Here is a 20,616-nt window from a genome sequence, read left to right as displayed (position 1 = left end):
GATATTACTCCTCTACGCTAACCATGTAGTAAACTTTATTTACCATACCGCGAGTTGAAGCAGTATCTTCAACTTCTACTGTATGACCGATACGACGCAAACCCAGGCCACGCAAGCAAGCCTTATGGCTGTCCAAGCGACCGATGCTTGAACGCGTCTGCGTTACTTTCATCATTTTCTTTGCCATGGTCTTAGTCCAAAATCTCTTCTACAGTTTTACCACGCTTGGCAGCCATGTCTTCTGGCGAAGTCATTTGCTTCAAACCATTAATAGTTGCGCGAACAATATTAATTGGGTTTGTAGAGCCAATACTTTTTGCCAAAATGTTTTGGATACCTAGCACTTCAAATACCGCACGCATTGCACCACCAGCGATGATACCAGTACCTTCTGATGCTGGTTGCATGTACACTTTTGATGCACCGTGTGCTGCTTTAATAGGATGCTGTAAAGTGTGGCCGTCTTTTAATTCAACTTGAATCATATTACGACGTGCCTGCTCCATTGCTTTTTGAATTGCAACTGGAACTTCTTTAGCTTTACCACGACCAAAGCCAACTTTACCCTTGCCATCGCCAACAACAGTCAAAGCTGTGAAGCCGAAAATACGACCACCTTTAACCACCTTGGCAACGCGGTTTACGTTGACCAATTTCTCAACTAAACCTTCTTGGTTATTCATATCTTTTGCCATGCTTCACACCTTAGAATTGTAAGCCTTTCTCACGAGCCGCATCGGCTAAAGCCTGAACGCGACCATGATATTTAAAACCACTACGGTCGAAAGCAACCTGCTTTACACCCGCTTCTAAGGCACGCTCAGCAACTAGAGTACCGACATGCTTTGCAGCATCTACGTTACCCGTTGACTTTACGTCACCACGAACTGTCTTCTCAACAGTCGAAGCGCTAGCGATCACATTACCGTTCTCACCGCTGATTACTTGTGCGTAAATGTGGCGAGGGGTTCTGTTAATAACTAGACGATTTACGCCTAGTTCATGCATTTTTGCACGGCTCTTAGCCGCACGACGCAAACGTTGAATTTTCTTCTTCATAACCCTGCCCTACTATTTCTTCTTGGCTTCTTTACGAACAATACGCTCGTCAGCATAGCGAACACCTTTACCTTTGTAAGGCTCTGGTGGACGATAAGCACGAATGTTTGCCGCAACCTGACCCACGACCTGTTTGTCAGCACCTTTAACAAGTAATTCTGTCTGAGAAGGCGCTTCAATAGTGATACCTTCTGGTGCTTCAAACTCTACTGGGTGAGAGAAACCTAGGCTTAAGTTCAATTTTTTACCTTGAACCTGTGCACGATAACCAACACCTACTAGCTGAAGTTTCTTTTCGAAACCGTTAGTTACGCCAGTAATCATGTTATTAACTAGTGCACGATATGTACCAGCCATTGCCCAGCTTTCTGCGCCAGCTGAAGGTGCGAAAGTGATTTCACCGTCTTCAACTTTTAATTCAACGTCAGAATGCAAAGCCTGTTCTAGCTGACCTTTTGAACCTTTTACACTGATCACGCCATCTTTGATGTTTACTTCAACACCTGAAGGGATAGATACAGCGCTTTTTGCTACACGTGACATCTCAAATCTCCCCTTACGCTACAGTGCAAAGAACTTCACCGCCGTGGCCGTTTTTACGAGCCGCGCGGTCAGTCATAACACCTTTAGAAGTAGAAATGATCGCAACGCCTAGACCACCAATAACTTTTGGTAGCTCGTCTACTTTCTTATAGATACGTAGACCTGGACGACTTACACGTTTCAATTCCTCGATAACCGGACGACCTTGGTAGTATTTCAACTCAACAGTCATTGTCGGCTTTGAACCTTCTTCTACGCTGAAGCCAGCGATGAAACCTTCATCAACTAGTACTTGAGCAATAGCTTTCTTTAATTTTGATGCAGGGATAGCGACAGTTTTCTTCGCAGCGGTCTGGCCGTTACGAATACGAGTCAACATATCTGCAATTGGATCTTGCATACTCATTGTGATTCTCCCAAGCCTTACCAGCTAGCCTTAACCAAACCAGGAACGTCACCTTTCATAGCATGCTCACGAAGCTTATTACGGCATAGGCCGAATTTGCGTAGGTAAGCATGTGGACGTCCAGTTACACGACAACGGTTACGTTGACGCACAGGATTTGCATTACGTGGTAGCTTCTGAAGCTTCACCTGAGCTTCCCAAACTTCCTCTTCAGAAGAGTTAGGATTCTTGATGATTGCTTTAAGCTCAGCGCGTTTTGCAGCGTACTTTTCTACAGTCTTTGCACGCTTTAATTCACGCTCAATCATTGATGTTTTAGCCATAGCGTGCCCCTTATGATTTCAATGGGAAGTTAAACGCATCTAGTAATGCGCGACCTTCGTCATTGGTAGTTGCCGTGGTGGTAATAGTAATATCCATACCGCGGATTTTGTCTACTTTATCGTAGTCGATTTCAGGGAAAATAATTTGTTCCTTGATACCAACAGAGTAGTTACCGCGACCATCGAATGATTTAGGATTCAAACCACGGAAGTCACGAATACGTGGAACCGCGATAGAAATTAATCTTTCTAGGAATTCCCACATACGCTCGCCACGCAGAGTCACTTTACAGCCAATAGGATAACCGTCACGAATCTTAAAGCCTGCGATTGATTTGCGAGCTTTAGTGATGACCGGCTTTTGGCCTGAGATAGCTGTCATGTCATTGACTGCGTGCTCAAGAATTTTCTTGTCCGCAATAGCTTCACCCAGACCCATGTTTAATGTGATCTTGGTAATGCGTGGGACTTGCATAACTGATTTGTACTCAAACTTCTCTAGAAGCTGAGGTACAACAGTCTCTTTGTAAAAGTTGTGCAGTTTCGCCATCATTAATTACCTGAATATTAACAAATTAAATTGCTTCGCCAGTTTTCTTAAAGAAGCGTGATTTTTTACCTTCTTCTACTTTAAAGCCAACACGGTCAGCTTTGCCGGTAGATGGGTTATAAATCGCTACGTTAGAAATATCCAACGATGCTTCTTTATCGATAATTCCACCTTCATTGATAGAACCATCCGGATTTTGACTTGGCTTGGTGTGTTTCTTCACCAAATTGATGCCATCAACAATCACACGACCATTTGATAAAACGCGCTTAACATTGCCGCGTTTACCTTTATCTTTGCCTGCGATTACGATGACTTCGTCGCCACTTTTAATCTTTTGCATGATTCTCGTCTCTCTACAGTACTTCCGGTGCCAAAGACACGATCTTCATAAACTTGTCACCACGTAGTTCACGTGTAACAGGTCCAAAGATACGAGTACCAATCGGCTGTAAGTTATTGTTCAAAATAACAGCAGCATTACCATCAAAACGGATCAAAGAACCGTCTGGACGACGTACACCTTTACGAGTACGCACTACTACTGCGTTTAGAACGTCACCTTTTTTCACCTTACCGCGTGGGATCGCTTCTTTTACGCTCACTTTGATTACGTCACCAATGTTGGCGTAACGGCGATGCGAACCACCCAGTACTTTAATACACATTACTCGACGAGCGCCTGAGTTATCAGCTACGTCTAGCATTGATTGCATCTGGATCATGGTTTTCTCCGCTTAAACCCGCGCTAAAATGGCGCGAGAGTATACCATTAAATTACTTAAATTCCTAACCCCGAGGAAAACTAATTACCCGGGGTCGGCTTATCCTAACTTAGTTGGCGCGCTCAACTATCTCAACTAACTTAAATGACTTAGTTTTAGAGATAGGACGACACTCAACGATTCGGACTACATCACCTGCTTTACACTCATTAGATTCATCGTGTGCGTGGATCTTAGTCGAACGCTTGATGAACTTACCGTATAGCGGGTGTTTTACCTGGCGCTCAATCAGTACAGTGATAGATTTATCCATCTTGTCGCTGATGACTTTGCCCTGTAATGTGCGTTGAATAGTATCAGTGCTCATTATGAACCCGCCTTTTGGTTGATGATGGTTTTAACACGAGCAATGTCACGACGAAGCGTACGCATTTTGTGCGTTTCAGTCATTTGGCCCGTAGCCTTTTCCATACGTAACTTGAATTGATCTTGTAACAATTCGTGCAACGTTACGTTGAGCTCTTCAACGCTCTTATCTTTCAATTCTGTCGCTTTCATTACATCACCGTCCGTTTAACAAAGGTTGTTTTGAAAGGAAGTTTAGCAGCTGCTAAAGCAAATGCTTCGCGTGCCAAATCCTCAGAAACACCCTCAACTTCATACAACATACGGCCTGGCTGAATTTGTGCAACCCAGTACTCAACGCTACCTTTACCTTTACCCATACGCACTTCAAGAGGCTTTTTAGTAATTGGCTTGTCAGGAAATACACGAATGTAAACCTTACCGGCACGTTTCATATGACGGGTCATTGCACGACGAGCAGCCTCAATTTGGCGTGCTGTCATACGACCGCGACCTGTCGCTTTCAAACCGAATTCACCGAAGCTCACATCATGAGCTACTGTGCCACGGTTGCGCAGCTTGTGCTGCTTGCGATATTTAGTTCTTTTTGGCAATAACATACTTGCTCACCCCTACTTCTTAGCTTTAGGAGCAGGTTTTCTGCGGCGAGGTTTTTTATCTTCTTTTGGCTCAACTTTTTCTTGGCCAGGAAGAACTTCACCTTTGAAAATCCATACTTTAATGCCGATGATTCCGTAAGTCGTCAAAGCTTCTGAGGTTGCGTAGTCAATATCCGCACGCAATGTATGCAACGGTACTCGACCTTCACGATACCACTCAGTACGAGCGATTTCGGCACCACCTAAACGACCACTTACTTCGATTTTGATACCTTCAGCACCAAGACGCATTGCGTTCTGTACTGCGCGCTTCATAGCACGACGGAACATAACACGACGCTCAAGCTGTTGTGCTACGTTATCACCGACTAGCTGTGCATCTAGTTCTGGCTTACGTACTTGCTCAACAGATACTTGGGCTGAAACGCCAGCCATATCAGCAATCTTTGCACGTAATTTCTCAATATCTTCACCTTTCTTACCGATGACGATACCAGGACGCGCAGTGTGAATAGTCACACGAATTGCTTTAGCAGGGCGCTCAATATCAACACGTGAAACAGAGGCGCTCTTTAACTCTTTGAACAACCACTTACGGATGTTGATATCACTTTCAAGGTTATCCGCAAAATCGCCGCGCTCAGCATACCAAGTCGCAGTATGCTTCTTTACGATACCTAAGCGGATACCAGTAGGATGTACTTTTTGACCCATTACCTTCTCCTAGTTATCCGATACTTTAACGGTTACGTGGCTAGAACGCTTTAAAATACGGTCGCCACGACCTTTAGCGCGCGGACGCATACGCTTGGCAGTTGGGCCTTCATCAACGAATACAGTTGAAACTTTCAACTCGTCGATATCTGCGCCTTCATTGTGCTCAGCGTTAGCAATCGCAGACTCAAGAACTTTCTTAATTAAGCGAGCCGCCTTTTTTGGGCTAAACTCAAGAACGTTCAACGCTTTCTCTACTGGCAAGCCACGAATCTGATCGGCGACGAGACGCATTTTCTGTGCCGAGATGCTAGCATTGCGCAATTTAGCTGCTACTTCCATCTTTCACTCCTCGCCTTACTTCTTTTTCTTGGCTTTTTTGTCAACATCATGGCCATAGTAAGTACGAGTTAATACAAACTCACCTAACTTGTGACCTACCATGTCTTCATTTACGAAAACAGGTACGTGTTGACGACCATTGTGAACGGCAATCGTCAAACCAACCATTTCAGGGAAAACGGTTGAACGACGAGACCACGTTTTAATCGGTTTCTTGTTACCAGAGGCCGCAGCTTCTTCAACCTTCTTCAATAAATGAAGGTCAATGAATGGGCCTTTCTTTAACGAACGTGCCACAGTGCTATCCTCTATCGTTTGTTGCGGCGACGGACAATCAACTTGTCAGTGCGCTTATTACTACGGGTTTTCTTACCTTTGGTTGGAACACCCCATGGAGTTACAGGATGACGACCACCAGAGGTACGACCTTCACCACCACCATGTGGGTGGTCTACCGGGTTCATCGCGACGCCTCGAACTGTTGGGCGTACACCACGCCAGCGCTTAGCACCAGCTTTACCCAAGCTACGTAACATATGCTCAGAGTTACCGACTTCACCAACAGTGGCGCGACACTCTGAAAGCACTTTACGCATTTCGCCCGAACGCAAACGTAGAGTTACGTATGCACTGTCACGTGCAACGATTTGTGCATAAGCACCTGCGCTACGAACCATTTGCGCACCTTTACCAGGTTTAAGTTCGATGTTGTGAACAACAGAACCAACCGGAATGTTACGCATTGGCAATGTGTTACCTGTTTTAATAGGTGCTGCATCGCCTGAAATGATTTGATCACCAGCTTTTAAGCCTTTAGGAGCGATAATGTAACGACGCTCACCATCTGAGTAACAAACCAATGCGATATGCGCACTACGGTTTGGATCATACTCAAGACGCTCAACTTTCGCTGGGATACCATCTTTATTACGCTTAAAGTCGATAACACGGTAATGTTGCTTATGACCACCACCAACGTGACGCACTGTAATGCGACCGTTATTGTTACGACCACCATTTTTGGATTTCTTCTCCAACAAACTTGCTTCAGGTTTACCCTTATGCAAATCTGGGTTGACCACTTTTACGACAAAGCGGCGTCCAGGAGAAGTTGGTTTAGCTTTTACAATTGCCATTTACTTGTCTCCTTCTTACTCGCCGCCTGCAAAGTCAAGGTCTTGACCAGGCTTCAATGATACGTAAGCTTTTTTCCAGTTTGGACGACGGCCTTCAACTAGACCAAAACGCTTACGTTTACCTTTCATGTTCAAAGTGCGAACAGACTCCACTTCAACCTCAAACAAGGTCTCAACGGCTTTCTTGATTTCACGCTTATTTGCATCTTTGGCCACTTTAAATACAAACTGACCATCGCGCTCAGCCAAAATCGTCGCTTTCTCTGAAACGTGAGGGGCCAGAAGAACTTTTAAGATACGCTCTTGGTTCATCCTAACATCTCCTCTACTTTCTTAACCGCAGGAACGGTCATGATCACTTTGTCAAAACCGATTAGGCTGACTGGATCAAGAGCATTCACATCGCGCACGTCAACTTTGTGTAAGTTGCGAGAAGCTAAGAACAAATTCTCATCAACAGAATCTGTAATGATAAGTGCTTCTTTGGTATCCAGCTCTTTCAACTTAGCAACCAATTCTTTAGTTTTTGGCGCTGAAACTGAGAAGTCTTCAACAACGATTAAACGCTCTTGACGTACCAGCTCAGAAAGAATGCTCTGGATAGCACCGCGATACATTTTGCGGTTTACTTTTTGTGTATAGTCTTGTGGTTGTGCAGCGAAAGTTACACCACCTTTGCGCCATAATGGGCTACGGATTGTACCCGCACGGGCACGACCTGTACCTTTTTGACGCCATGGTTTTTTACCACCACCGCTAACAGCGCTACGGTTCTTTTGTGCACGAGTACCGGCACGCGCAGCCGCTAGATAAGCAACGACCACTTGGTGAACTAATGATTCGTTAAACTCACGACCAAAAGCCACTTCAGAAACCTTGATTGCGCCGCCAGATGTTAAACTAAGTTCCATAGTCAACTCCTCTTGGCCTAGGCTTTCTCAGCAGGACGTACGATAACGTCACCACCGGTAGCGCCTGGGACGGCACCTTTGATTAACAATAAATTGCGCTCAGCATCAACACGTACAACTTCAAGAGTTTGCACTGTTACACGCTCAGCACCCATGTGACCTGACATCTTTTTGCCTTTGAATACGCGACCAGGGGTCTGGTTTTGACCAATAGAGCCTGGTGCACGGTGTGACAAAGAGTTACCGTGGGTGCTATCTTGGCCGCGGAAGTTCCAACGCTTAATCGCACCGGCATAACCTTTACCTTTAGAGGTACCAGTTACGTCAACTTTTTGACCCGCTTCAAAGATATCAACTTTAACTTCGCCACCAACTTCAAAGCCGTCTAGAGAATTCACACGGAACTCCCACAAACCACGACCTGCTTCAACGCCAGCTTTCTTAAAATGACCAGCTTCCGCCTTAGTGATGCGGTTTGCTTTACGGCTTCCTGTAGTAATCTGTACCGCTTCATAACCGTCAACGTCAGTTGTTTTCAACTGCGCGATGCGGTTTGGATCGGCTTCTACTACGGTAACCGGGATAGACACGCCGTCTTCAGTGAAGACACGAGTCATTCCTCGTTTTATACCTACTATTCCGATAGCCATGTTTTAAACCTCAACCGAAATGGTTATCTACCTTGCTTCTAGTGTTGCCTTAAGAAAGGCTAATTTGAACATCAACACCAGCAGCCAAATCCAACTTCATCAAAGCATCAACTGTTTTTTCTGTTGGCTCGATGATGTCCACCAAACGCTTATGCGTACGAATTTCATACTGATCACGCGCATCTTTATTAACGTGCGGAGAAATCAGGATGGTGAAACGCTCTTTACGAGTTGGTAAAGGGATAGGACCTTTTACCTGAGCACCTGTACGTTTAGCGGTATTTACGATCTCTGAAGTCGATTGGTCAATCAACTTGTGATCAAACGCTTTCAATCTGATTCGAATACGTTGCTTTGCCATTGCAAAGAACTCCACTTTTAAAATTAAAGAACATAAAAAACCGCTCCACCCTACTGCAGCGAGGGGTGCGGTTACCAAACTTTAATCAGACTCCAATCGAGCCTGTTGTTAGCAAAATCAATAACTTACTTTGTAAAAAGTCTGAAATTGCTTCGCAAGAACAACCCTAATAGTGGCAGTTACGCCTACCAAGGTACGCGAATTATATGTTAATAAGCTCTAGATCGCAACAGTAATCAGGCTTTTTTTGGCATTAATAGTAAATCAGCTTTTTGGCTAACTTATTAAATACAAACGGCTCCAACTGGAGCCGTTTGTTACTTACGAATAGCAGCGGCTATTTTAGAAGCTGTAATTGACACTCAACCCCAATAGCTCTGTGTCTTCACTGTATTGATCATATTCTAGACGCAAATCCCAACTTTCATTTAACTCATACCCTAAACCAAAGCCAACGTAAAATGTTGTGTTTTCGTCGTTAGTCACATCCAGACCACGCCCCTTGCCGTCAACGCTTGCAGCGCCGGCACGTAGGATTAGGGACATAGGACTCTCTCCAAACTGAGTAGAATACAGTGCGCCAATTCCATAAGCATCATACTCAATGGCACCGCTCCCAAATAAATTGCTATTTAATTTTGCACTACCAAGGTCGGCCCAAAAGCCCTCAACAGCCCAGTTGTCGTTCAAATGGTAAGCACCACTCAATTTATAAGCACTGTCATTGTCGTCGGTCAGTTCATAAGCAGTATTATTGCCTGGGCTAGGGTCAAAATTGGCTTGGCCGATTGTCAATCCGAAAGACCAGGTCGTGTCATTCGCCTGGCTTGCACCGATCATTCCGAACGCTAATACCGCAACCAGGCCTGCCTTAGTCGAGCGGCGGCTGATGATTAAACCGCCAAGTAACGCTAATAAAATCAGGTCAGAAGAACCACCACCCGTGCTGGTGTGGACGGTACAGTCGTTACCACATACTGGATCCGGATCAAGCGAGTCTGGGATACCGTCACCGTCCGCGTCACCGTTACCTTCTACATCATCAGGAATTCCGTCATTGTCATCGTCGCTATCGACGGCATTACAGCTACCGTCACCGTCGGTATCCAACGGTACTGAAGCATTATCTAATGGATTAGAACCACAAGTGGTTTCAGTGACGTCGGTAAAGGCATCACCATCATCGTCATCATCCGCATTATTACCAATACCATCATTGTCGGTATCCAACCATTCCGTTTCATCCAATGGGAATGCGTCATTACCATCGTTATAGGTATCGCCGTCACTATCCGCTGTACGAGGATCGGTTTCGCCGGCATCAACTACGCCGTTCTTATTAGCATCCTCAGCACCGTCAGTTAATGTATCGCCGTCAGTGTCCATTAAGCGCGGGTCGGTTTCGCCGGCATCAACTGTACCGTCTTGGTTGGCATCTTCGATACCGTCATTGATCCCATCGCCATCACTGTCCGGATTACAAGGATCGGTTTCGCCCTCATCGACTTCGCCATTACCGTTTGCGTCTTCGACCGAGTCTAAAATACCGTCCTCATCACAATCTTTTGACTGGCTCAGCCAACTCAAAGTTGGATAGTCCGTACTAGTACCAAAGTTCCAGATGGTTTCATCCCAGTTTTCGTAGGCAATTGCACCTCCACCCACAGAGTGGTCTGGCGATGTTGGGGCCTGCATATCTATAGTCGTTAGGCCTGTGGCTCCTGTTGGTGTTGTACTCGGACCTGAGGTTGCAAGCCCTGATACGTCCACATCCCAATAAGCATTAGTCATTGCAGTACCTGAGTCAATCCCAGTCAAACCACCTCTATTAGAAGCTGTGACAGTGCCAGCTGCATAACTGTTCTCAAGCAACGTAAAGCCAGAGCCGGTCCCAACCAAGCCTCCAGCAGAACCCGTATTACCATTAACTCGCGACCATGAGTAACTGTTAGTAAGCGTGCTTCCTGAGAACGAGCCAATCAGACCTCCAGTATAAGAATTACCAGAAACATCACAGTCACCAGCCAGCTCATGACCAAATCCAGAGCCTTCAATAGCACCGACAACACAGCCAGCCCAAGCATTACCAGTTACGCTGCCCTGTACGCTGACTTTTTCAACAGTAGCATCAGTTACCGCGAGACCCAACGCGCCACTGCTTACATAATTACCAACGATATTAACATTGGTGAAAGAAATATTTCTGAAAATACCTGTTTGGTAAACATTAGAGAATAAGCCTTCAAATTTATTACTGTCAGAAGGTCGATTGATGGTTAAATTATCAATGGTGTAGAAGTTACCGTCAAAAGTACCGGTAAAGCGCTGCCCTCCAAACCAATCACCAATACGCAACCAACCGGCACCAGCGTTATAATAATCATCACCTGCGTCAACACTGCCTGAACCGTCAGTATCAAAATCCAAGTCATTCATCAGCTCATAGCCGGTACAGTTTGTTGCACCCGTATCATCGCCTAAACAACCATTTTTATTGGCAACATTAGCGCCACCATCAGAAAACGCTGAGCCGTCGAGGTGATTACGAATAGCATCCATGTCTGCCCAGGTATATATCTCAATCAGACCGTCATCATCGACATCAACATCAACACGGGATGCGCCAGAATTGTTGGACTGTTCGACTTTGTAGTTTGCTAACTCTTGGCCAGGTTGAACTAATACTTGGTTAAACATTGTTGGATTGGCTGCAGCTACTAAACGTTCTGTTTCAGCGCTCACGCCATAAGAAACAGCCCCAAGAAGCACCGCCGTTAAACAGCTTTGTGCACGTTTAGCTACTGCTAATTTTGAATATATCTTTATCATTAGTGATTCCTTTGCTTATTATTCCGTGACGAATCTTACATTCCAAGTGTGAGCTGCGTCAATTTTTGTGTATTTTAATGTATTTGTGACAATTATTGTCAGGCAAAAAAAAGCCCCGCAATTGCGAGGCTTTTTAAAGCGCTTGAACTTATTATCAAGAATTACTCGATAATTTTAGCAACAACACCCGCGCCTACTGTACGACCGCCTTCACGGATCGCAAAGCGCAAACCTTCGTCCATCGCAATCGGAGCGATCAACTCTACGTTCATTTTGATGTTATCACCTGGCATAACCATCTCTACGCCTTCTGGTAACTCTACAGCACCAGTTACGTCAGTTGTACGGAAGTAGAACTGCGGACGGTAGCCTTTGAAGAATGGAGTATGACGACCACCTTCATCTTTAGATAGTACGTATACTTCGGCTTCAAAACGAGTGTGCGGAGTGATAGTACCTACGTGTGCCAATACCTGACCACGCTCAACTTCATCACGCTTAGTACCACGTAGTAGTACACCAACGTTTCATCACGCTTAGTACCACGTAGTAGTACACCAACGTTATCACCAGCTTCACCCTGGTCTAGAAGTTTACGGAACATCTCAACGCCGGTAACCGTTGTTTTAGTCGTATCTTTGATACCAACGATTTCGATTTCTTCGCCAACTTTAACCACACCGCTCTCAACACGGCCAGTTACTACCGTACCACGACCTGAAATTGAGAATACGTCTTCGATTGGTAACAAGAATGGCTTGTCAATCGCACGCTCTGGCTCTGGGATATAAGTATCTAGAGCTTCGCCTAATGCAATGATAGCTTCCTGACCTAATGGGCCTTCGTCACCTTCCAACGCTTTCAACGCTGAACCGCGGATGATTGGAGTGTCGTCACCTGGGAATTCGTATTGGTCTAGCAATTCACGAACTTCCATCTCTACTAGCTCTAACAACTCTTCGTCGTCTACCATGTCGCATTTGTTCAAGAATACGATGATCTTCGGTACACCTACCTGACGTGACAACAGGATGTGCTCACGAGTCTGTGGCATTGGGCCATCAGCTGCTGAACATACCAAAATCGCACCGTCCATCTGAGCAGCACCCGTGATCATGTTTTTAACATAGTCAGCGTGTCCTGGGCAGTCTACGTGTGCGTAGTGACGGTTTGGAGTTTCATACTCAACGTGTGACGTAGAAATCGTGATACCACGCTCTTTTTCTTCTGGAGCGTTGTCGATGTCTGCGAATGCGCGTGCTGAACCACCATAGACTTTCGCCAATACAGTACAGATCGCTGCTGTTAGTGTCGTTTTACCGTGGTCAACGTGGCCAATTGTGCCTACGTTTACGTGCGGTTTCGTACGTTCAAATTTTTCTTTAGCCATTTTCAATTCCTCTAATTAAAGTTTGGAACTAATATTTCAATTTAAATTAAGAATTCTTGCTCATGATTGCTTCAGCAATATTCATAGGAGCTTCTGCATAATGCGAGAACTCCATGGTGAAGCTAGCACGACCTTGCGACAAGCTGCGCACGTCTGTAGCGTAACCAAACATTTCTGAAAGCGGAACTTCTGCATCAATCACTTTACCTGTTGCATTCTCACCCATACCTTTGACGAGGCCACGACGACGGTTAAGGTCACCCATAACGTCACCCATGTACTCTTCTGGAGTTACAACTTCGACTTTCATCATAGGTTCAAGCAATGCAGGGTTAGCGGTTTTTGCTGCATTTTTAACAGCCATACTACCAGCGATCTTAAACGCCATTTCTGATGAGTCGACGTCGTGGTAAGAACCATCATACAGGGTTGCTTTGACATCAAGCACTGGATAACCAGCCAAGATACCGTTCTCAAGTTGCTCTTCGATACCTTTTGAAACGGCACCAATGTATTCTTTTGGAACAACACCACCAACGATAGCGTTTTCGAATACGAAACCAGTACCAGCTTCCTGTGGCTCAAGTTTAACCCAGACGTGACCGTACTGACCTCGACCACCAGATTGACGAACGAATTTACCTTCGACTTCAACGGTGTTACGAATAGACTCACGATAAGCAACCTGAGGCGCACCGATGTTCGCTTCAACTTTAAACTCACGCTTCATACGATCAACAAGGATGTCCAAGTGAAGCTCACCCATACCCGAAATAATGGTTTGGCCTGATTCTTCATCAGTACGAACTCGGAATGAAGGATCTTCTTGTGCCAACTTACCTAGAGCAATACCCATTTTCTCTTGGTCTGCTTTAGTTTTTGGCTCTACCGCAACCGAGATTACTGGCTCAGGGAACTCCATACGCTCCAATACGATCTTGTTATCGATATCACATAGCGTGTCACCTGTAGTAACATCTTTGAAGCCTACGCCCGCAGCGATATCACCAGCGCGAACTTCTTTAATTTCTTCACGGCTGTTTGCATGCATCTGAACGATACGACCAATACGTTCTTTCTTCTGCTTTACTGAGTTATAAACGCTGTCGCCAGAATTAATAACACCAGAATAAACACGGAAGAACGTTAAAGTACCTACAAATGGGTCAGTTGCAATCTTAAATGCCAATGCTGCAAATGGTGCATCATCATCAGCTTCACGGATTTCAAACTGCTCACCTTCGTCATCAATTGTGCCTTGAATAGCTTTAACTTCTTTTGGTGATGGCATGTATTCAATAACAGCATCCAATACAGCTTGAACACCTTTGTTTTTAAATGCTGAACCACCGAATACCGGGATAATTTCGTTCGCTAGTGTACGCTTACGAATACCCATTTTGATTTCTTCTTCGGTTAGCTCACCGCCTTCCAAGTACTTTTCCATTAACTCTTCAGTGGCTTCAGCAGCTGCTTCAACCATTTCCATGCGCATAGCTTCACACTTGTCTTTCAAGTCTGCTGGAATTTCTTGGTACTCGAAAGTCATACCCATGTCTTCCTCGTTCCAGATGATCGCTTTCATCTTGACAAGGTCAACAACACCTTTGAATTCGTCTTCGCTACCAATAGTCATTTGCATTGGGATAGCAACTGCATTCAAACGCTCTTTAAGCTGGCTGACAACCATTTCATAGTTAGCGCCTGTACGGTCCATTTTATTAACGAAAACCATACGAGGAACTTCGTATTTATTTGCCTGACGCCATACAGTTTCAGTTTGAGGCTGAACACCTGACGAGCCACACAATACAACGACCGCACCATCAAGAACACGCAATGAGCGTTCTACTTCAATGGTAAAGTCAACGTGCCCAGGGGTGTCAATGATGTTGATTCGATGTTCATCGAACTGTGCATCCATACCACGCCAGAATGTCGTAGTAGCCGCAGAGGTAATAGTAATACCACGCTCCTGCTCCTGCTCCATCCAGTCCATGGTAGCTGCACCATCATGAACCTCACCGATCTTATGTGATAGACCAGTGTAGAAAAGAATACGTTCCGTAGTGGTGGTTTTACCAGCATCTACGTGCGCACAGATACCTACATTACGGTATCTGGCGATAGGGGTTTTACGTGCCACAATAAACTCCTTGGATTACCAACGGAAATGTGAGAAAGCTTTGTTTGCTTCAGCCATGCGGTGAACATCTTCACGCTTCTTAACAGCTGAGCCACGGCCTTCCAATGCATCAAGTACTTCGCCTGCTAAACGCTCACGCATTGACTTCTCGCTACGCTTACGAGCAGCATCAGTCAACCAACGCATAGCTAATGCAGTTTGACGCGCAGGGCGCACTTCAACAGGTACCTGATAAGTAGAACCACCAACACGACGAGACTTAACTTCCACCATCGGGCGAATGTTATCCAAGCCTTTCTCAAATAGTTCTAATGATTCTTCGCCTGATTTTTTCTCAGTGATAATGTCTAAAGCACCATAAACGATTTTTTCTGCAGTTGATTTTTTACCATCTTGCATCAAAACGTTGATAAACTTCGCTAACAACTCACTTCCGAATTTAGGATCAGGAAGGATTTCGCGTTTCGCGACAACACGTCTTCTTGGCATGTTAAATTTTCCTCATGCATGTGTAACTTCAGGACAATCCAGAATAAGCAGTTACATTTCTTATCTGGCCTTACTCACATAGTGAAATAGCCGACCGGACGGTCAGCTACTAGACTATTCTCTAATTGTAAGGTTTCAATATGTAAAAAATATTAAAACCAAAGTAAGTTAAACATTAACTTACTGTTAATTTTCTAGTGCAAGGCAATTGATTTTTTATAAAGCGAAGTTGGCGTTTAGTCCAACGAGTTGCTGAAATAAAAAATCAATTAACGCAGCAATAGGAAATTAACCTTTAGGTCGCTTAGCACCGTACTTAGAACGGCCCTGCTTACGATCCTTAACACCTGCAAGGTCAAGCGTACCGCGAACACAGTGGTAACGTACACCTGGCAAGTCTTTTACACGACCGCCACGGATTAGTACAACGCTGTGCTCTTGTAGGTTGTGGCCTTCACCACCGATGTATGAAGATACTTCATATCCGTTGGTTAGACGTACACGAGCTACTTTACGCAAAGCCGAGTTTGGCTTTTTAGGCGTAGTGGTGTAAACACGAGTACAAACGCCACGACGTTGCGGACAAGCTTCCAATGCAGGAACGTTTGTCTTTTTTACCTGCTTCTTGCGAGGTTTTCTTACTAGCTGATTAATTGTAGCCATTTAATAAAATCTCTATATCTAGTTCACGCCAAACTTGCGCGCCGATAACTCTAGGGCGCGCTATTCTAAAGAGGTCATGATTTAAAGTCAAGCTTGGCTAAACTTTGATCATTTTGCCAAGCTGACGGTCTAATCAGTCCTCACCCTCATTAATTGAGCTGAGCTCGTCGGACAATGCCTGCTCAACTTCGTCTGCTGATAACCCTAAGTCCTCGACCATTGACTCTGCACGTTTACGGCGACGTTCCGCATGGTAGGTTAGACCTGTACCTGCTGGAATCAGACGTCCTACGATAACGTTTTCTTTCAAACCACGTAGATCATCTGTTTTACCGTTAACTGCTGCTTCAGTAAGAACACGCGTAGTTTCCTGGAATGAAGCCGCAGAAATAAAGGACTCAGTAGCCAATGAAGCTTTGGTAATACCCATAAGTACACGTTCAAACTGCACTGGATCTTTACCTGCCTCAACTAGCTTGTCATTTTCCTCAAGTACTCGAACCACTTCCATCTGATCACCTTTCAGGAAGAGTGAGTCACCTGGATCAGTGACAATACACTTACGCAACATCTGGCGAATAATCACTTCGATGTGCTTATCGTTAATGCCTACGCCTTGCAGACGATAGACTTCTTGCACTTCGTTAACAATGTAACGAGCAAGCTCAGTAATTCCTTTCAGGCGTAAAATATCGTGCGGGTTATCTGCACCGTCAGATACCACCTCACCCTTCTCAACTTTTTCACCTTCGAAAACGTTAAGCTGGCGCCATTTAGGAATTAGCTCTTCATAGGTATCGCCACCGTCTTGGGGAGTGATGACTAAGCGACGCTTACCTTTAGTTTCTTTACCAAAGCTCACAGTACCTGAGATCTCAGCAAGAATTGCTGGCTCTTTCGGTTTACGAGCTTCAAACAGGTCTGCCACACGTGGAAGACCACCTGTAATATCTTTTGTTTTTGAGCTTTCTTGTGGAATACGTGCGATAGCGTCACCGATATTTACCTCGGCGCCATCTTCCAAGCTCACGATAGCATTAGTAGGCAAGAAGTATACCGCTGGCATTTCAGTTCCAGGGATGTATAGATCTTTACCTTTTTTATCAATCAACTTGATGGCAGGTTTAACATCTGAGCTCTTACTACCACTACGCTGCTTGTTCTCAGTAATCACAATTGAGCTCAAGCCAGTAAGTTCATCAGTTTGACGCTCGATGTTTACACCTTCAATCATGTCTACGAACTGAATTTTACCATCCAGCTCAGCAATGATTGGGTGGGTGTGCGGATCCCAGTTAGCAACAATGTCGCCACCTTTAGCCTGCTCACCTTCTTTTGCGCTTAATACCGCACCGTAAGGTACTTTATAACGCTCACGCTCACGGCCATATTCGTCAATGACATTCAACTCTGATGAACGAGAAACGATAACCAGTTTACCGTCCTGACGCTCAACAGTTTTTGCATTCTTAAGACGAATTTCACCGTCATTTTTAATTTGAACATTGTTATCAGCAGATGCACGAGATGCAGCACCACCAATGTGGAAAGTACGCATCGTTAACTGTGTACCCGGCTCACCAATCGACTGAGCAGCAATAACACCGACCGCCTCACCTTGGTTGATGATATGACCACGAGCCAAGTCACGACCATAACAAGCTGCACAAACACCGTTACGGGTTTGACAGGTAATTACCGAACGAACTTTGACCTGATCTACTGAGTTTTGCTCAAGTGTCTCAACCCACTTTTCGTCAAGTAATGTTCCAGCTTCTGCCAAGATGTCATCTGAACCAGGAACATAGACATGTTCTGCAACAACACGGCCCAGTACACGCTCACTCAATGGTTCTACAACATCACCACCTTCAATCAGCGGAGACATGTAAACACCTTCTTCGGTGCCACAGTCATGTTCTGTTATCACCATATCTTGAGCAACATCTACTAGACGACGAGTCAGGTAACCTGAGTTCGCAGTTTTCAATGCCGTATCAGCCAAACCTTTACGAGCACCGTGGGTCGAAATAAAGTACTGAGACACATCCAGACCTTCACGGAAGTTTGCGGTAATTGGCATTTCAATAATCGAGCCATCCGGCTTAGCCATCAGACCACGCATACCGGCCAACTGACGAATCTGTGCAGCACTACCACGAGCGCCTGAATCGGCCATCATAAAGATGGAGTTGAATGACGGCTGACGTACTGTATTGCCTTCTTTATCAACCACTTCTTCAGTGCCGATAAAGTCCATCATCGCTTTTGCAACTTTTTCGTTGGTATGCGACCAGATATCAACAACTTTGTTGTAACGCTCACCCTGAGTTACCAGGCCTGAGTTAAACTGCTCTTGAATTTCTGCGACTTCTTTTTCCGCTGCTTCAATGATCTCTGCTTTAGCTTCTGGAATCGACATATCTTCGATACCAACTGAAGCACCTGATCGAGTAGCATAGCCGAAACCGGTATACATCAACTGGTCAGCAAAAATTACAGTAGCTTTCAAACCACATTCGCGATAACAGGTATTCACCAATTTAGATATCGCTTTCTTAGTCATTGGCTTATTGACCAAGTCGAAGCTGATACCATCTGGCACAATACCCCACAATAAAGATCGACCTACTGTTGTTTCAGCAAGCTCGATACGGGCAGTTTTGTTCCCTTCCTCATCAATATCAACCATTGGCAGACGAACTTTTACTTTTGCATGCAAGTCAACAATGCCGTTCGCATAGGCGCGTTGAACTTCGTCCGCATCAGAGAAGATCATGCCTTCGCCTTTTGCATTAACACGATCACGTGTCAAATAGTAAAGGCCAAGAACAACGTCCTGCGTTGGAACGATGATTGGCTCACCGTTAGCAGGCGATAAGATGTTATTGGTAGACATCATCAAAGCGCGAGCTTCAAGCTGTGCTTCTATGGTCAATGGAACGTGAACCGCCATTTGGTCACCGTCAAAGTCAGCGTTGTAGGCAACACAGACCAGAGGGTGTAACTGAATCGCTTTACCTTCGATAAGCACAGGTTCAAACGCCTGAATACCCAGACGGTGAAGTGTCGGTGCACGGTTAAGCAATACAGGATGCTCACGAATTACTTCTTCTAGAATATCCCAAACCACCGGCTCTTCGCGCTCAACCATTTTCTTAGCAGCTTTAATGGTGGTAGCAAGACCACGCAATTCTAATTTGCTATAGATAAACGGTTTAAACAGCTCAAGAGCCATCTTCTTAGGAAGACCACACTGGTGTAGTTTAAGCGTAGGACCAACCACGATAACCGAACGACCAGAGTAATCAACACGCTTACCTAGAAGGTTCTGACGGAAACGACCTTGCTTACCTTTAATCATGTCAGCAAGCGATTTAAGTGGTCTTTTATTTGAACCAGTAATTGCACGACCACGACGACCATTGTCTAGCAACGCATCAACAGATTCTTGCAACATACGCTTTTCGTTACGGACAATGATGTCTGGAGCATTAAGATCCAATAGACGACGCAAACGGTTGTTACGGTTGATGACTCGACGATACAGGTCATTCAAGTCAGATGTAGCAAAACGACCGCCATCCAGAGGAACAAGTGGACGCAAATCTGGTGGAAGTACTGGTAATACAGTCATGATCATCCATTGTGGATCATTTCCTGAATCTAGGAATGCTTCTAGAAGTTTTAAGCGTTTGCTTAACTTCTTCAATTTGGTTTCAGAGTTAGTCGAAGGAATTTCTTCCTCGCGAATACGCTGAGCTTCTTCTTTTAGATCAATCAAGTCTAGAAGTGCGCTGATTGCTTCGGCACCCATTTTGGCTTCGAAGTCATCACCGAATTCTTCTAATGCATCCAGGTAGCCTTCTTCACTAAGAAGCTGTCCAGCTTCCAGTGTAGTCATGCCTGGCTCAGTCACTACGAATGCTTCAAAGTAAAGAATGCGTTCGATATCACGTAACGTCATGTCGAGCAACATACCGATACGGCTTGGTAGTGATTTCAGGAACCAAATGTGTGCGACCGGGCAAGCCAAATCAATATGACCCATACGCTCACGACGTACCTTAGTTAAGGTAACTTCTACGCCACATTTCTCACAGATAATACCGCGATGCTTTAGTCGTTTGTATTTACCACACAAACACTCGTAATCTTTTACTGGGCCAAAGATTTTGGCACAGAATAAACCGTCACGTTCCGGTTTAAAGGTACGATAGTTAATTGTCTCTGGCTTTTTTACTTCACCAAATGACCAAGAGCGGATCTGGTCCGGTGATGCCAAGCCAATACGGATCGCATCAAACTCTTCGGACTGGTTCTGCTGCTTAATAAAATTTAATAAGTCTTTCACAATCGCTCTCCTAATGGAGTTAAAACCTTTACCCTAATGGCTCCACTATTGTCGTGGAGC

25 protein-coding genes and 1 pseudogene are annotated in these 20,616 nt (G+C 45.0%); all 26 read right to left on the bottom strand.

Going from position 1 to position 20,616, the window contains the following annotated elements:
• Positions 1 to 4 precede the first annotated feature (4 nt).
• The 26 genes and pseudogenes from rpmD to rpoC all read right to left on the bottom strand — a co-directional run bounded on the left by rpmD (position 5) and on the right by rpoC (position 20,556).
• Positions 5 to 187 carry a 50S ribosomal protein L30 gene (gene rpmD, locus CW740_RS02050; protein ID WP_018625130.1) on the bottom strand — a complete coding sequence of 61 codons (183 nt, stop codon included), beginning with the start codon at positions 185 to 187 and terminating at the stop codon, positions 5 to 7.
• Positions 188 to 191: 4 nt separating this feature from the next.
• Positions 192 to 695 (bottom strand): 30S ribosomal protein S5, encoded by a 504-nt coding sequence (gene rpsE / locus CW740_RS02045; protein WP_018625129.1) that lies wholly within the window; start codon positions 693 to 695, stop codon positions 192 to 194.
• A 10-nt stretch (positions 696 to 705) separates the two neighbouring features.
• The gene (rplR, locus tag CW740_RS02040) at positions 706 to 1,059 is read right to left on the bottom strand and encodes a 50S ribosomal protein L18 (protein WP_018625128.1); all 354 of its coding nucleotides are present in this window, start codon (positions 1,057 to 1,059) and stop codon (positions 706 to 708) included.
• A gap of 12 nt (positions 1,060 to 1,071) precedes the next feature.
• A complete protein-coding gene (gene rplF, locus CW740_RS02035; RefSeq protein ID WP_018625127.1) occupies positions 1,072 to 1,602 on the bottom strand; it encodes a 50S ribosomal protein L6 in 531 nt (176 codons plus the stop codon).
• A 13-nt stretch (positions 1,603 to 1,615) separates the two neighbouring features.
• Positions 1,616 to 2,008 carry a 30S ribosomal protein S8 gene (rpsH, locus tag CW740_RS02030; protein ID WP_106645969.1) on the bottom strand — a complete coding sequence of 131 codons (393 nt, stop codon included), beginning with the start codon at positions 2,006 to 2,008 and terminating at the stop codon, positions 1,616 to 1,618.
• A 17-nt stretch (positions 2,009 to 2,025) separates the two neighbouring features.
• Positions 2,026 to 2,331 carry a 30S ribosomal protein S14 gene (rpsN, locus tag CW740_RS02025; RefSeq protein WP_018625125.1) on the bottom strand — a complete coding sequence of 102 codons (306 nt, stop codon included), beginning with the start codon at positions 2,329 to 2,331 and terminating at the stop codon, positions 2,026 to 2,028.
• 10 nt (positions 2,332 to 2,341) lie between these two features.
• A complete protein-coding gene (rplE, locus tag CW740_RS02020; RefSeq protein WP_026309343.1) occupies positions 2,342 to 2,881 on the bottom strand; it encodes a 50S ribosomal protein L5 in 540 nt (179 codons plus the stop codon).
• Positions 2,882 to 2,906: 25 nt separating this feature from the next.
• The gene (gene rplX, locus CW740_RS02015) at positions 2,907 to 3,224 is read right to left on the bottom strand and encodes a 50S ribosomal protein L24 (RefSeq protein ID WP_018625123.1); all 318 of its coding nucleotides are present in this window, start codon (positions 3,222 to 3,224) and stop codon (positions 2,907 to 2,909) included.
• Between the two features lie 13 nt (positions 3,225 to 3,237).
• Positions 3,238 to 3,606 (bottom strand): 50S ribosomal protein L14, encoded by a 369-nt coding sequence (gene rplN / locus CW740_RS02010; RefSeq protein ID WP_012800381.1) that lies wholly within the window; start codon positions 3,604 to 3,606, stop codon positions 3,238 to 3,240.
• Positions 3,607 to 3,715: 109 nt separating this feature from the next.
• Complete coding sequence (rpsQ, locus tag CW740_RS02005) at positions 3,716 to 3,973, bottom strand: 30S ribosomal protein S17 (RefSeq protein ID WP_018625122.1); 258 nt, start codon at positions 3,971 to 3,973, stop codon at positions 3,716 to 3,718.
• Positions 3,973 to 4,164: a 50S ribosomal protein L29 gene (gene rpmC / locus CW740_RS02000; protein ID WP_106645967.1), complete on the bottom strand. Its 192-nt coding sequence runs from the start codon at positions 4,162 to 4,164 to the stop codon at positions 3,973 to 3,975. The genes rpsQ and rpmC overlap by 1 nt, the downstream gene beginning before the upstream one ends.
• Positions 4,164 to 4,571: a 50S ribosomal protein L16 gene (gene rplP / locus CW740_RS01995; RefSeq protein ID WP_018625120.1), complete on the bottom strand. Its 408-nt coding sequence runs from the start codon at positions 4,569 to 4,571 to the stop codon at positions 4,164 to 4,166. Before rplP ends, rpmC begins: the two co-directional genes overlap by 1 nt.
• Before the next feature lie 12 nt (positions 4,572 to 4,583).
• Complete coding sequence (gene rpsC / locus CW740_RS01990) at positions 4,584 to 5,285, bottom strand: 30S ribosomal protein S3 (RefSeq protein WP_018625119.1); 702 nt, start codon at positions 5,283 to 5,285, stop codon at positions 4,584 to 4,586.
• Between the two features lie 9 nt (positions 5,286 to 5,294).
• Complete coding sequence (gene rplV / locus CW740_RS01985; protein ID WP_012800376.1) at positions 5,295 to 5,627, bottom strand: 50S ribosomal protein L22; 333 nt, start codon at positions 5,625 to 5,627, stop codon at positions 5,295 to 5,297.
• A gap of 15 nt (positions 5,628 to 5,642) precedes the next feature.
• Positions 5,643 to 5,924, bottom strand: coding sequence for a 30S ribosomal protein S19 (gene rpsS, locus CW740_RS01980; RefSeq protein WP_018625118.1), 282 nt, complete (start codon positions 5,922 to 5,924; stop codon positions 5,643 to 5,645).
• Between the two features lie 11 nt (positions 5,925 to 5,935).
• The gene (gene rplB, locus CW740_RS01975) at positions 5,936 to 6,763 is read right to left on the bottom strand and encodes a 50S ribosomal protein L2 (protein ID WP_106645966.1); all 828 of its coding nucleotides are present in this window, start codon (positions 6,761 to 6,763) and stop codon (positions 5,936 to 5,938) included.
• Positions 6,764 to 6,778: 15 nt separating this feature from the next.
• Complete coding sequence (gene rplW, locus CW740_RS01970; protein ID WP_012800373.1) at positions 6,779 to 7,075, bottom strand: 50S ribosomal protein L23; 297 nt, start codon at positions 7,073 to 7,075, stop codon at positions 6,779 to 6,781.
• Positions 7,072 to 7,674, bottom strand: a complete 603-nt coding sequence (gene rplD, locus CW740_RS01965) for a 50S ribosomal protein L4 (protein WP_106645965.1) — start codon at positions 7,672 to 7,674, stop codon at positions 7,072 to 7,074. Before rplD ends, rplW begins: the two co-directional genes overlap by 4 nt.
• A 17-nt stretch (positions 7,675 to 7,691) precedes the next feature.
• Entirely contained in the window at positions 7,692 to 8,324 is a 633-nt protein-coding gene (rplC, locus tag CW740_RS01960) for a 50S ribosomal protein L3 (RefSeq protein ID WP_106645964.1), read from the bottom strand.
• Positions 8,325 to 8,373: 49 nt separating this feature from the next.
• The gene (rpsJ, locus tag CW740_RS01955) at positions 8,374 to 8,685 is read right to left on the bottom strand and encodes a 30S ribosomal protein S10 (RefSeq protein ID WP_018625114.1); all 312 of its coding nucleotides are present in this window, start codon (positions 8,683 to 8,685) and stop codon (positions 8,374 to 8,376) included.
• A 342-nt stretch (positions 8,686 to 9,027) separates the two neighbouring features.
• Entirely contained in the window at positions 9,028 to 11,514 is a 2,487-nt protein-coding gene (locus CW740_RS01950; RefSeq protein ID WP_106645963.1) for an outer membrane beta-barrel protein, read from the bottom strand.
• Between the two features lie 161 nt (positions 11,515 to 11,675).
• Positions 11,676 to 12,904: pseudogene (gene tuf / locus CW740_RS01945) on the bottom strand (elongation factor Tu).
• A gap of 46 nt (positions 12,905 to 12,950) precedes the next feature.
• The gene (fusA, locus tag CW740_RS01940; RefSeq protein WP_106645962.1) at positions 12,951 to 15,050 is read right to left on the bottom strand and encodes an elongation factor G; all 2,100 of its coding nucleotides are present in this window, start codon (positions 15,048 to 15,050) and stop codon (positions 12,951 to 12,953) included.
• A gap of 15 nt (positions 15,051 to 15,065) precedes the next feature.
• Entirely contained in the window at positions 15,066 to 15,539 is a 474-nt protein-coding gene (gene rpsG, locus CW740_RS01935) for a 30S ribosomal protein S7 (RefSeq protein ID WP_106645961.1), read from the bottom strand.
• A gap of 288 nt (positions 15,540 to 15,827) precedes the next feature.
• Positions 15,828 to 16,202 carry a 30S ribosomal protein S12 gene (rpsL, locus tag CW740_RS01930; RefSeq protein WP_018625110.1) on the bottom strand — a complete coding sequence of 125 codons (375 nt, stop codon included), beginning with the start codon at positions 16,200 to 16,202 and terminating at the stop codon, positions 15,828 to 15,830.
• A gap of 133 nt (positions 16,203 to 16,335) precedes the next feature.
• Complete coding sequence (rpoC, locus tag CW740_RS01925; protein ID WP_106645960.1) at positions 16,336 to 20,556, bottom strand: DNA-directed RNA polymerase subunit beta'; 4,221 nt, start codon at positions 20,554 to 20,556, stop codon at positions 16,336 to 16,338.
• Positions 20,557 to 20,616: the final 60 nt, after the last annotated feature.

This window comes from Kangiella profundi (assembly GCF_002838765.1).
GTDB classification, from domain to species: domain Bacteria; phylum Pseudomonadota; class Gammaproteobacteria; order Enterobacterales; family Kangiellaceae; genus Kangiella; species Kangiella profundi.
The sequence above is the reverse complement of the archived record's forward strand: the minus strand, read 5'-3'. Positions and strand labels throughout refer to the sequence as shown.